The organism is Moritella viscosa, assembly GCF_900120065.1.
Taxonomy (GTDB): domain Bacteria; phylum Pseudomonadota; class Gammaproteobacteria; order Enterobacterales; family Moritellaceae; genus Moritella; species Moritella viscosa.
Map to the genome: position 1 here is coordinate 1 of NZ_FPLG01000053.1, position 11,656 is coordinate 11,656.

An 11,656-nucleotide genomic window follows, 5' to 3' on the forward strand; every position below is an offset into this window, starting at 1 on the left:
CAAGCAAAATCAGGAAGGAGCGTCCCGAAGTCGAATCGAGGTCCACGGATTTGCAATCCGCTGCATAGCCACTCTGCCAACCCGCCAAATTTATATATTTAATGTTATATCTAACATAAAGAAATTGGTGCCCGAGGCCAGAATTGAACTGGCACGCCTATTAAGCGAGGGATTTTAAATCCCTTGTGTCTACCGATTTCACCACTCGGGCAATTTCTTTAACATTTAATCTAAGCTGCTTTATCTAAACTGCCGTAGACCCTATGTGCTGACGCATTCTACAGACCTAAAAGACAGAGTCAACACCCTTTTATCACCTGCTATTAAAACGATTACGTTTCAACCTAATCCGTTTATTTTTTAACTAAAAGGGGTTAAATATCAGCATAATTAAGGGACAACTAAAAAATATCCGAGCTGACCCATTGTAGTTACGGCTAATCTTCGCTTGTTAACTCGCCCCATGCAGCAGAAAAGTACTGCACCATAGAAACAACTGTTAACACCATTGCGACATAAAACACGATATAAGCAAGGTAAACCATCCAAGGGCCTTGTTGCCACACGAAACCACCTAACGCCATCATTTGAAAGCTTGTTTTCCATTTCCCAGCATTACCGACAGCAACATTAGCGCGTTTGCCCAAGTCAGCCATCCATTCACGTAAACCAGAAATAGCCAACTCTCGGCCAATCATAATAAGCGTTGGGATCATGATCCACAATGCACTGTGTTCGCCGACAGTCGCCGCGATACGGTCGTGATCACCCGCAACCATTACTAATGCAGTGATAACCATTATTTTATCTGCGACAGGATCAAGGAAAGCACCCAGTTTACTTGATACATCCCAACGTCGAGCTAAATAACCATCAAGGTAGTCAGTTGCACCTGCAACAAAAAAGATCCATGCAGCAATATAAAACGAATTTTCAATTGGTAAATAAAACGCGAGAACAAAAAAAGGAATTAAAATCACGCGAAACAAAGTTAAAATATTTGGTATGTTTTTCATTATTCTCATGCTTTTGAAATTAAAACATCCCTATAGTCCTATATCTTGCTTATTGATGCAATGAATCATAAATTTTTTCTGCTAAATCAATACTTATACCTGGTACTTTTGCTATTTCTTCCCTACTCGCACTACGTAACTGCTGTAATCCCCCCATAAATTTAAGTAATACTTGGCGGCGCTTCGGTCCAACACCAGCAATATTTTCTAAAGAGCTGGTACGTTTAACTTTATTACGACGAGCACGATGACCAGTAATCGCAAAACGGTGAGATTCATCACGAATATGCTGAACAAGATGCAAAGCTGCTGAATCACTGGGTAAATAGAATTCTATATCAGGTACATTATCCAACGCACCTGACAAGATTAATGTTTCTAAGCCTGCTTTACGCGTCACACCTTTAGCAATACCAATAATTTTGGGCCGTTTAACAGTAAAATTATCAGCGTATTGAGTTAGCACTTGCTCCGCCTGTGTCATTTGCCCTTTACCACCATCGATAAATAGAATATCAGGTATTTTATCTATTTCGGTAACCTTCTTAAAGCGCCGATCCAATACTTGTGCCATCGCTGCATAATCATCCCCGCCCGTAATCCCACTGATATTAAAGAGCCGGTAGTCTGCTTTATTGGGTCCATCTCGATTAAATACAACGCATGAAGCAACCGTCTGTTCACCGCCTGTATGACTAATGTCAAAACATTCCATACGCTGGATTTTCCCATCAAATTTTAATACTTTCTCTAATTCTTTAAAACGATTAAGTACCGTGCTTTTCGTTGCTAATTTTGTTGTTAATGCTGTTTCAGAGTTAGTAAGCGCCAACCTTAAGAACTTTGATCTATCCCCTCGCTTAGGGCTTGTTAACTTTATTCTACGACCTGCAAGTTGACTTAAACTTGATTCAATCAAGTCATTATCTTCAGCAAGTTCTGTTAACAATATTTCCTTAGGGATCGCCTGTTCAGTCTCTTTATTCAAATAATACTGTAATAAAAACGCCTGAATCACTTCACTCATTTCTGTATTTGCAGGCACTTTAGGAAAATAGCTGCGACTACCAAACACCTTACCTGCACGTACGAATAACAAATGAACACAGGCTATACCATTTTTAAAAGCAAACCCGATAACGTCCATTTCACCTAAATCAGATGTCACATACTGCTGTTCTTGAATCGTTCTTAATGCTTGAATTTGATCGCGATAGCGAGCCGCCTCTTCAAATGCTAACTGTTGACTGGCTTTCTCCATCTTAACCACCAATTCATTAATAACATCAATATTTTTTCCTTTCAAAAATAGCGCAGCCAGCTCAACCTGCTGTTGATATTCCTCAGGATTATCCATTTTGACACAAGGGCCTAAACATCGCTTAAGTTGGAATTGTAAACACGGACGTGATCGATTTTGATAATAGCTATCTTCACACTGCCGCACAGGAAATAGCTTTTGCATTAAATGCAAACTTTCACGTACAGCACTACCACTTGGATAGGGACCAAAATATTGACCTTTACGCTTATTTTTATTACGAATAGACGTTAGTTGTGGATGCTCATGATCGGTTATCAAAATATAAGGGTAAGACTTATCATCACGTAATGAAACATTATAACGTGGCTGATAGCGTTTAATATAAGTATGCTCAAGCACTAATGCTTCGGTTTCAGAGTGAGTAACTGTTACATCAATACTCGTAATATGGGTGACTAATACGCGGGTTTTTTCACGATCAACGGTTTTTCGAAAATAACTACTTAGGCGTTTATGTAGATCTTTCGCTTTACCGACGTAAATAACCACATCTTTATGGTCATACATACGGTAAACACCGGGTTGGTGTGAAACGGTTTTCAAGAAATCTTGATGATTGAATTGTTCTTTTGAAGGCATAAAATAAAAGACACCCGAAGGCATCTTTCTCAATTGAAATTAAGTAAGGTCATACTTAATTATAGTGTATCTGCATCTAAGATACCGTGCCTGATCGCAAGGTGAGTCAGCTCTACGTCACCATTAATATTAAGCTTACTGAATAAGCGATAGCGATAAGCATTAACCGTCTTAGAGTTAAGGTGTAATTGTTCGGCAATATCGACCACTCGTTGCCCTTTCGTGATCATCATCATGATTTGTAATTCACGCTCTGACAGACTTTGAAAAGGGTTTTCATCTGCAGACGAAAATTGACTTAATGCCATCTGTTGTGCAATTTCAGGCGCAATATAACGCTGCCCACTATGCACTTTACGAATTGCGCCTAATACTTCTTCAGGTGCGGCACTTTTAGTTAAATAGCCTGCACCACCTGCTTGCATTACTTTGCTTGGGAATGGTTCTTCCGTGTGTATCGTTAATACGATAATTTTAATATCAGCATTGTTCCGTAAAATTTTGCGAGTCGCTTCTAATCCGCCAATTCCTGGCATGTTCATGTCCATCAAGATCACATCAGGCTGATTTTCTCGACAAAACTGAACGGCATCCTCTCCGCATGAAACTTCACCCACGACTTTAATACCACGTACATCTTCAAGAATTCGGCGAATCCCGGTACGGACTAATTCGTGATCATCGACAAGGAATACATTAATCAAAAGAATATCTCCGCATACACATAATTTCTAAAGAACATAATACATTAGATGGCCAAAAATAGGTTGTTATTTTTACGTTTAAGTTACCCATAAAAGCGAATGTATTTATACTAAATAATAATATGATATTATATATCAATAATTTAATAACTTTATGACTTTAAATCTAAAATGCGGTCTAGTTAGCAAAATAAAAAATTGTTGATACTAAAGAGGGCGATTTTAATCACTGCATTACAAGTTTATATATATGTAATAAACATATATATATTTATTATTGAATAATATCACACGGTTAATTAGTCTCACTATTGATTTGATATTTACAGTTAAAAACATGTTACATTTTATATATAGGCAAGTGACAAGGACAAATCCATGGAAAAAACACAACCACAATTAATAGAGAAACCCTACCCACCTGCAGACGATGATTGCTGTGGCGGTGGGGCATGCTGCCCTTGTGTTTGGGATTATTATTATGAACAACGAAAATTATGGAATGCACAACGTGCAGCGCAGATCGAGCTGGCTGAATAAAATATGATTAAGTATTTACTGAGGCTTAGATAGCAAAAAGGCGCTGCTCTTTTCAGAACAGCGCCTTCTCTATATAGATGGCGGAGGAGGAGAGATTTGAACTCTCGAGGAGCTATTAACCCCTGCTGGTTTTCAAGACCAGTGCATTCGGCCACTCTGCCACCCCTCCGCAGCAATGGAGCGTATAATAGTGTCACAACGCTAAGTTGTAAAGGAAAAAGAAAATACAGTCCATAACCGCACAAAATAAAACCAACTTGATCGACTTCCTAGCGACAGCGTACAGCAAGTGTTTAAAAAACATCATATTCGATATGTTTATCACCAAAATAACGGTGAGAGTGAATAACACTGAAGAATAATAGCTAAATGAAAAAGAAACAGTGACGTGATAAAAGAAAAATAAGCTTAGAATGCAAAAAAGGCGCTATCTTTTCAGATAGCGCCTTTCTCTATGTAGATGGCGGAGGAGGAGAGATTTGAACTCTCGAGGAGCTATTAACCCCTGCTGGTTTTCAAGACCAGTGCATTCGGCCACTCTGCCACCCCTCCGCAGCAATGAAGCGTATAATAGAGATATGATTGAGCGTTGTAAATATCTAAACGCTAAAAAATAACATTCAATACCTCAACCGTTTATTTTTCACTCGCTTCGCAGTGTAATACAACAACAGAAGACAATTATTTATCATTGAAGATTCAAAATGAATAAACTTATCACGATATGAAAACAAGAACGCGGGCAATGCTCAATGTCAGAAAAATAGAATGGATAGATGCTGAAATGCAAAAAAGGCGCTATCTTTTCAGATAGCGCCTTTCTCTATATAGATGGCGGAGGAGGAGAGATTTGAACTCTCGAGGAGCTATTAACCCCTGCTGGTTTTCAAGACCAGTGCATTCGGCCACTCTGCCACCCCTCCGCAGCAATGTAGCGTATAATACAGCGTTTTAACTAAAGATAAAGTGTTTTTGAAATTTAATCACATTTTTAAGCAGAAAGACTTGTTTTTAACTTATTTGGCTATAAATTAACAATATCGTCATATTATGTCGGAACTTTAGGGTATACTACTACTCTAACAAGCAGTGTTAATTATTTAAGGAAAAGACACAATGCAACAACGTACGATTCAGACTCAGTCGCAAGCAAGCGTACTAGCGACGAATAAGGTACTTAAAAATACCTATATGCTATTAGCGATGACACTAGCGTTTTCAGCATTAGTTGCTGCCGCAGTGGTTACATTAAACTTACCTTCTCCAGGTTTCATCATTACCTTAGTCGGTGTGTATGGTTTAATGTACCTAACAGAAAAGAACCGTAACAACTCAATGGGTATTCTATTTGTATTCATGTTTACCGGTTTTTTAGGTTATACCGTAGGCCCATTAATTAACAGGTACTTAGGTGCAGGTATGGGTGACATTGTTGTAATGGCATTTGCTGGTACTGCATTTACGTTCTTTGCTCTGTCTGCATATGTGCTAACAACAAAGAAGGATATGTCTTTTCTTAACGGCATGATGATGGCTGGTTTTGTTGTACTACTCATCGCTATGGTTGGTAACTTCTTCCTACAAATCCCAGCGCTTAGTCTAGCAATCAGTGCTATGTTTATTCTGTTTTCATCTGCTGCAATCTTGATGCAAACAAGCTCAATCATTCATGGCGGTGAAACCAGCTACATTTCAGCAACTGTAACTATCTTTTTATCTCTCTATAATATCTTTGTTAGCTTATTACAAATCTTAGGTATTATGGGTAGCGACGACTAATCTCGTTGTTAGTGAATAAAGTAAATATAACGCCTTATTTGTTAAGTCGTGTTAATTTAAATGCTACTCATCGAGAATTAATTTAAGTTATACTGCGGCATAAGAAGTTAAGTTATATTAACAAATAGTGAAAAGCCTCGTTTGACGAGGCTTTTTTGTTTTCCCTCTACGATTAGTTTATGCCTATGTTAATTATCAATGAACAAGAAATCGCAACCGACAAACTGGGTTATTTACTTAACTCTAGCGATTGGAGTGAAGCACTTGCGCCGATTATTGCTGAACAAGAAGGTATCAGCCTTAGCCCCGCTCATTGGGAAGTCGTTCATTTCGTGCGTAATTTTTACCTTGAATACAATACCTCCCCTGCTATCCGCGCATTAGTGAAAGCAATGGCGAAGAAACTGGGAGCAGATAAAGGTAACAGCATCTATTTATACAAGCTGTTTCCTAAAGGCCCAGCGAAACAAGCAACCAAAATAGCCGGATTACCTAAACCAGCTAAGTGTTTATAACAAAAGTCTTTGTTAATCATGATAGCGGCCTGCTTGCCCTAGTCCGCTATCACTTACAGTCAGCAGCAATCGCTCATTCGTTCGTATTAACTAACCGCTTATAGATTGCCTTGATTGAACTCTTGTTGATATTTCAATACCTTTTCTAAATAACGCCGTGCTTCTTCCTTCGGATGCTTGTTCGTTAACGCCCAGTAAGCTTGGTTAGGTTGAAGTTTATTCAGATCGGCCATCGCCCGTTTACGATCGCTATCAAAAGTCGATAACATTCCCCCAGTCCCGCCATTATAAGAAGAGATCATGCTGTAGTGCAGTGTGGTCGGATGCTTAACATCTTTCAAATAGCGGTTCTTAAGGATATAAAAATAGGCGGTCCCAGTATCAATATTATTAACCGGATCAAATAAATATGCCGAGGAGGGTATCCCAGATTTATGCTTAACTAAATTAAACACATCCGCTCCGGCCGTTTTTGGGATCACTTGCATTAATCCATATGCGCCAGCACGACTTACCGCATAAGGATTAAAACTGCTTTCAGTTTTGATAATGGCATAGATTAAATCTTCTGCAATACCGTAGCGCTGTGAAGCCTGCCGGATCAAATGAGCATATTGATATTCACGCTGCTCAAGATGGTCCTGTACTAAGTCAATTTCAACATAATAGGCATTACCGCGCTTGAGTAGCTTATGTTGTAGCTTATTTTCCAGCAAATATTCCGCGAAACGGTTAGCTCGCCAAGACCATTCAATCACACGTCCATCTTGGTCTTTTACCTGACCAAGTAAAAATGGCTTACCGGATAACTCAATATGCTTATCACTAAACAGCTCGACCTTGGAAGGATCTGCAGGCATAAGTAGGGTTTCAACAATAGCACGCTTCAGATGTTGTTTTGGTTGATAAGAGGCAATGGTACTAACATAAATCTTACCATCGTCAAAGTCGATGTGGGCACGGGTGCGGTAGCCATCGATATATTTAACATATTGATGCTTACTGGCGCTCAAATAATCATCGTCACCCCATTGCTTCTTAACTTTACTGGTAAAAGCAATAATTAACTTTTCAAAGGCCTGCTGATCATAGAATTTGTTTTGTCGCAAAGCGGGTTTAGCGTTAACTGTGACAGGTTCACATTGGCAATTAGACTGGGGTTGTTGCACACAAGCAGTCAACGATAGTAACAACAGGATAGAACAGATAAACTTCATCATAACGTCAGGATTAATAAAGGAATAACAGGGGGTAATTATCCCTTGGGTTAAGACGATATCATAGTGTTTTATCAATTAGATTGTACAGTAACGAAAGAAAAAAGCCCCACTGATAATAACCAGTGGGGCTCTTGTTGTACTTGTTTAAGCCATTAGCTAGATGGCATTAACCCATATGCGTTAGACCGCCCATGTAGCCTTGTAATACTTCAGGTACTTCAACACGGCCATCAGCAAGTTGATAGTTCTCTAGAATCGCGACTAACGTACGACCTACCGCTAAACCCGAGCCGTTTAGTGTATGTAATAATACTGGCTTCTTATTGTCTTTAAGACGTGTACGAGCTTGTAAACGACGAGCTTGGAAATCTTCACAGTTAGATACTGAAGAAATTTCACGATACGTTTTCTGTGCAGGAACCCATACTTCTAGATCGTATGTTTTCGCTGCACCAAAGCCCATATCACCAGTACACAAGGTTACTACACGATAAGGTAAATTAAGCTTAATTAAGATGTTTTCAGCGTGCTGACGCATCTCTTCAAGTGCTTCGTATGATTTTTCAGGGTGTGCTAATTGCACCATCTCAACTTTATCAAACTGATGCTGACGAATTAAACCTCGTGTATCACGACCGTAAGAACCAGCTTCACTACGGAAACAAGGTGTGTGCGCCGTTAGACGTACAGGTAGATCCGCTTCGTCAGTAATGGTATCACGTGCAGTATTAGTCACTGGTACTTCAGCAGTTGGGATCAGGCTTAGACCTTGACCTTCTTCTGTTGCAGGCTTTGTGTGGAACAGATCTTCACCAAATTTTGGTAATTGGCCCGTACCGTATAACGAATCACTGTTAACAAGGTAAGGAACGTATAATTCTGTATAACCGTGTTCTTCAGTGTGTGTATCAAGCATAAATTGCGCGATAGCACGGTGCATACGTGCAATTTGGCCACGCATAACAATGAAACGTGAACCGGTAATCTTAACTGCATTTTTAAAATCTAGACCGCCAAGCGCTTCACCTACATCAACGTGATCTTTAATTTCAAAATCAAATTCTTTTGGTTGACCCCAACGCTTTAGCTCTACATTGTCATCTTCATCTTTACCTAGTGGTGCAGATGGATGTGGTAGGTTTGGTAGCGATAATGCAATTGCTTCGATTTGAGCTAATAATTCAGTAAGCTCTAATTTTGCCGCATCAAGTTCTTCGCCTAATTTACCAACTTCAGCTAATAGTGGCTGAATATCTTCACCACTTGCTTTTGCTTTACCAATGGATTTAGAACGTACGTTACGATCATTCTGTAATTGCTCTGTACGGATCTGTAATGCTTTACGTTGTTCTTCTAATGATTTGATTGTATCAACGTCTAGTTCAAAACCACGGCTCGCTAAACGCTGTTTAGCTTCTTCTAAGTCTGCTCGAAGAAATTTAGGATCTAACATTCTTTACCTACTCTGCTTGTTTTATTTCGACCTGAGTGCGATTTCCTTGCACAGGGCCCAAAATATCTGTTGGTATTATTAACACGTATTATTTTAACGTGTATTTACTCTTTCATCACGATATTTATACTTAAAATACGGGTCTTTATGCTCGAAATACTAAGCGCATACCTAAATATGCAACAAAAATACACACGAATACGTTTAAAGATACATTTAGCCCTGCTTTTAACCAATTACCATCTTGTAATAGCAACAATGAATCCATCGAAAATGTCGAAAATGTCGTCAATGCGCCTAAGAAACCTAAGCCAATGAGTTGGCGCCAAGGTGTTTCTGCAATGATGTTGTCATCAAGTAGAGCGAATAACACGCCCATCAATAATGAACCGATAATATTGACAATTAATGTGCCGTAAGGAAACCCCTTCCCCAGAACTGCGGTTGCAGTTTGAGCAATAAAAGTCCGTAATACCGCACCAGTTGCACCGCCAAGTGCAACAAAACCGTATAAAGCTAAATTATTCATTAATAGTACCCTGCTTTATGAATTGATAGTTCTGCGTTTATTTATAACGTTTTCTTGGACTACTGATATCGAGCTGATGCAAGTAATCAAGTTTTTGCTTAATTTGCTTTTCAACACCGCGATCTACAGGATGGTATAACTTAGTACCTTGTAATGCTTCTGGCATATAACATTCGCCTGGTGCATACGCACCTACTTCATCATGGGCATAACGATAGTCATCACCATAACCAAGATCGGACATTAGCTTGGTTGGCGCATTACGTAAGTGCATAGGTACATCAAAATCTGGTTGTTCTTGTACTAACATCTTGGCCTGCGAAAATGCCGTGTACACAGCATTACTTTTTGCAGCAGATGCTAGGTACACAATAGCTTGGGCTATTGCTCGTTCGCCTTCATAGGCACCAACACGACTAAAACAATCCCATGCAGATACCGCAACTTGCATTGCTCTTGGATCAGCATTGCCAATATCTTCTGACGCAATAGCCAGTAAACGCCTTGCAACATGCAGTGGATCACAACCACCGGCCAGCATACGTGCGAACCAATATAAGGCGGCATCAGGTGATGAACCACGAATTGATTTATGCAGAGCAGACATCAGGTCGTAATAAAGCTCACCTTTGTTATCAAAACTATTCACTTTACGGCCGACTACAGACATCAGTCTTTCGAGGGTAACAAGCTTGCCTTGCCCTTCGTCTTCAGCCATGTCATTTAACAGTTCAAGGTAATTTAAACTCTTTCTAGCGTCACCATCGACCAATTCGCATAGCTTCTCTTTCACGCCAGGTGCAAAGTTAAATTTAACATTAGCAAGACCACGCGTATCAGTCAGTGCTTGATCAACAACTTGTTGGATTTCGTCAGCGGTTAACTTCTTCAACACATAAACACGCGCACGTGATAATAATGCGTTGTTTAATTCAAATGACGGGTTTTCAGTCGTAGCACCAATAAAGATAATAGTGCCATCTTCGATATGCGGTAAAAATGCATCCTGCTGACTTTTATTAAAGCGATGTACTTCATCCACAAATAAGATGGTCCGGTAGCCTTGAATAGCATTATCTTTGGCTTTTTCTATCGCTAAACGTATATCTTTGATACCCGATGTAACGGCATGTACCCTCTCTACTTTGGCATCACAGTAATGGGCTATCATCTCTGCAATCGTGGTTTTACCTGTACCAGGTGGCCCCCATAAAATCATTGAGTGAGCATGACCAGCCAGTAATGCACGATGTAAAGGTTTACCCTCACCAAGAATGTGAGTTTGACCAATATATTGCGACATTTTCTCTGGTCGCATTCTTGCTGCTAATGGTTGAAAATCAGGACTAAAATCAAGTGACATCGTATTATTCATTAGCGTTGATCATCTATATCTGTATCTTCCGGGATAATAAAGTTAAACAACGCAGGATCCATCTTATTCATTGTCTTACGATTTGTAAGCACAAACTGGCTATGTTGACCTTGTTGCTCTTGTACTGAAAATTGTGACATTTCACCTTGCTTAAATTGTAAAGTGAATACAGCCGCAGCCGGATCATTAGGCGTGATAACAGTATACACTCCCGCTTTTTTAGTAACGCGATAATTTCTCCATGCAGCTTGCTCTGAGCCTGCAATTAACATAAAGGGTGTATTTGCAATCGCATCTTTAAGTGAGTAAATACTAACTTGTTCAACAAATGGATTGTAAAACCACAAACTTTCACCGTTCGAGACAATCAATTGCTCATCAGGTGACACGGTCTCCCAGCGAAACTGATTCGGGCGCTGCAATTGCATAGAGCCTTGGGCTATCGATAAGTTATCCCCCTCAGCAGACGTAACTGTTTGTGTAAAATCAGCACTAAATGGTTTTAACTGAGCAAGTTGACCTTGTAGCTCTTCTTTAACACTTTGTGCGTGCGTAACCATTGATGCGGTCATTAGTACTGCAGTTGCTACGATTTTTTTTAATGATATTTTCTGTTTCATAA

General features: G+C 39.6%; 11 protein-coding genes and 4 tRNA genes. 3 read left to right on the forward strand and 12 right to left on the reverse strand.

Going from position 1 to position 11,656, the window contains the following annotated elements; translation table 11 throughout:
• Window positions 1-125: 125 nt before the first annotated feature.
• The 4 genes from BT797_RS08315 to uvrY form a co-directional block, all read right to left on the reverse strand.
• A tRNA-Leu gene (locus BT797_RS08315) sits at window positions 126-211 on the reverse strand.
• Window positions 212-437: 226 nt separating this feature from the next.
• Entirely contained in the window at window positions 438-1,016 is a 579-nt protein-coding gene (gene pgsA / locus BT797_RS08320; RefSeq protein WP_045111378.1) for a CDP-diacylglycerol--glycerol-3-phosphate 3-phosphatidyltransferase, read from the reverse strand.
• 49 nt (window positions 1,017-1,065) lie between these two features.
• On the reverse strand, window positions 1,066-2,943 hold the full coding sequence (uvrC, locus tag BT797_RS08325; RefSeq protein ID WP_045111379.1) for an excinuclease ABC subunit UvrC: 1,878 nt from the start codon (window positions 2,941-2,943) through the stop codon (window positions 1,066-1,068).
• Between the two features lie 35 nt (window positions 2,944-2,978).
• A complete protein-coding gene (gene uvrY, locus BT797_RS08330; protein WP_045111380.1) occupies window positions 2,979-3,623 on the reverse strand; it encodes a UvrY/SirA/GacA family response regulator transcription factor in 645 nt (214 codons plus the stop codon).
• Between the two features lie 378 nt (window positions 3,624-4,001).
• Here uvrY and BT797_RS08335 point away from each other — a divergent pair, with 378 nt between their 5' ends.
• Window positions 4,002-4,163 carry an oxidoreductase-like domain-containing protein gene (locus BT797_RS08335; RefSeq protein WP_075471640.1) on the forward strand — a complete coding sequence of 54 codons (162 nt, stop codon included), beginning with the start codon at window positions 4,002-4,004 and terminating at the stop codon, window positions 4,161-4,163.
• A gap of 78 nt (window positions 4,164-4,241) precedes the next feature.
• Here BT797_RS08335 and BT797_RS08340 read toward each other — a convergent pair.
• From BT797_RS08340 to BT797_RS08350, 3 genes are all read right to left on the reverse strand, one after another.
• Window positions 4,242-4,332 (reverse strand) — tRNA-Ser (locus tag BT797_RS08340).
• 292 nt (window positions 4,333-4,624) lie between these two features.
• Window positions 4,625-4,715 (reverse strand) — tRNA-Ser (locus BT797_RS08345).
• A gap of 280 nt (window positions 4,716-4,995) precedes the next feature.
• Window positions 4,996-5,086: transfer RNA gene (locus BT797_RS08350), tRNA-Ser, on the reverse strand.
• A 193-nt stretch (window positions 5,087-5,279) separates the two neighbouring features.
• On the opposite strand from BT797_RS08350, the gene BT797_RS08355 reads away from it, so the two are divergent.
• Both BT797_RS08355 and BT797_RS08360 read left to right on the forward strand, forming a co-directional pair.
• Window positions 5,280-5,942 (forward strand): Bax inhibitor-1/YccA family protein, encoded by a 663-nt coding sequence (locus BT797_RS08355; protein ID WP_045111381.1) that lies wholly within the window; start codon window positions 5,280-5,282, stop codon window positions 5,940-5,942.
• A 185-nt stretch (window positions 5,943-6,127) separates the two neighbouring features.
• Window positions 6,128-6,457, forward strand: coding sequence for a TusE/DsrC/DsvC family sulfur relay protein (locus BT797_RS08360; RefSeq protein ID WP_045112642.1), 330 nt, complete (start codon window positions 6,128-6,130; stop codon window positions 6,455-6,457).
• A 98-nt stretch (window positions 6,458-6,555) separates the two neighbouring features.
• Here BT797_RS08360 and mltC read toward each other — a convergent pair whose 3' ends face one another.
• The 5 genes from mltC to lolA all read right to left on the reverse strand — a co-directional run bounded on the left by mltC (window position 6,556) and on the right by lolA (window position 11,654).
• Window positions 6,556-7,626, reverse strand: coding sequence for a membrane-bound lytic murein transglycosylase MltC (mltC, locus tag BT797_RS08365; protein ID WP_244893721.1), 1,071 nt, complete (start codon window positions 7,624-7,626; stop codon window positions 6,556-6,558).
• 217 nt (window positions 7,627-7,843) lie between these two features.
• Window positions 7,844-9,130, reverse strand: coding sequence for a serine--tRNA ligase (gene serS / locus BT797_RS08370; RefSeq protein ID WP_045111383.1), 1,287 nt, complete (start codon window positions 9,128-9,130; stop codon window positions 7,844-7,846).
• 145 nt (window positions 9,131-9,275) lie between these two features.
• Window positions 9,276-9,659 (reverse strand): fluoride efflux transporter CrcB, encoded by a 384-nt coding sequence (crcB, locus tag BT797_RS08375; protein WP_045111384.1) that lies wholly within the window; start codon window positions 9,657-9,659, stop codon window positions 9,276-9,278.
• Between the two features lie 37 nt (window positions 9,660-9,696).
• The gene (locus tag BT797_RS08380) at window positions 9,697-11,034 is read right to left on the reverse strand and encodes a replication-associated recombination protein A (protein ID WP_075471644.1); all 1,338 of its coding nucleotides are present in this window, start codon (window positions 11,032-11,034) and stop codon (window positions 9,697-9,699) included.
• Entirely contained in the window at window positions 11,034-11,654 is a 621-nt protein-coding gene (lolA, locus tag BT797_RS08385) for an outer membrane lipoprotein periplasmic chaperone LolA (protein WP_075471645.1), read from the reverse strand. The genes BT797_RS08380 and lolA overlap by 1 nt, the downstream gene beginning before the upstream one ends.
• Window positions 11,655-11,656: the final 2 nt, after the last annotated feature.

What these genes read in the sequence shown, in the direction of transcription:
- pgsA (WP_045111378.1), bottom strand. Translation starts at nt 1,016, where the DNA reads ATGAAAAACATACCAAATATTTTAACTTTGTTTCGCGTGATTTTAATT.
- uvrC (WP_045111379.1), bottom strand. Translation starts at nt 2,943, where the DNA reads ATGCCTTCGGGTGTCTTTTATTTTATGCCTTCAAAAGAACAATTCAAT.
- BT797_RS08335 (WP_075471640.1), top strand. Translation starts at nt 4,002, where the DNA reads ATGGAAAAAACACAACCACAATTAATAGAGAAACCCTACCCACCTGCA.
- BT797_RS08355 (WP_045111381.1), top strand. Translation starts at nt 5,280, where the DNA reads ATGCAACAACGTACGATTCAGACTCAGTCGCAAGCAAGCGTACTAGCG.
- BT797_RS08360 (WP_045112642.1), top strand. Translation starts at nt 6,128, where the DNA reads ATGTTAATTATCAATGAACAAGAAATCGCAACCGACAAACTGGGTTAT.
- serS (WP_045111383.1), bottom strand. Translation starts at nt 9,130, where the DNA reads ATGTTAGATCCTAAATTTCTTCGAGCAGACTTAGAAGAAGCTAAACAG.
- crcB (WP_045111384.1), bottom strand. Translation starts at nt 9,659, where the DNA reads ATGAATAATTTAGCTTTATACGGTTTTGTTGCACTTGGCGGTGCAACT.
- BT797_RS08380 (WP_075471644.1), bottom strand. Translation starts at nt 11,034, where the DNA reads ATGAATAATACGATGTCACTTGATTTTAGTCCTGATTTTCAACCATTA.
- lolA (WP_075471645.1), bottom strand. Translation starts at nt 11,654, where the DNA reads ATGAAACAGAAAATATCATTAAAAAAAATCGTAGCAACTGCAGTACTA.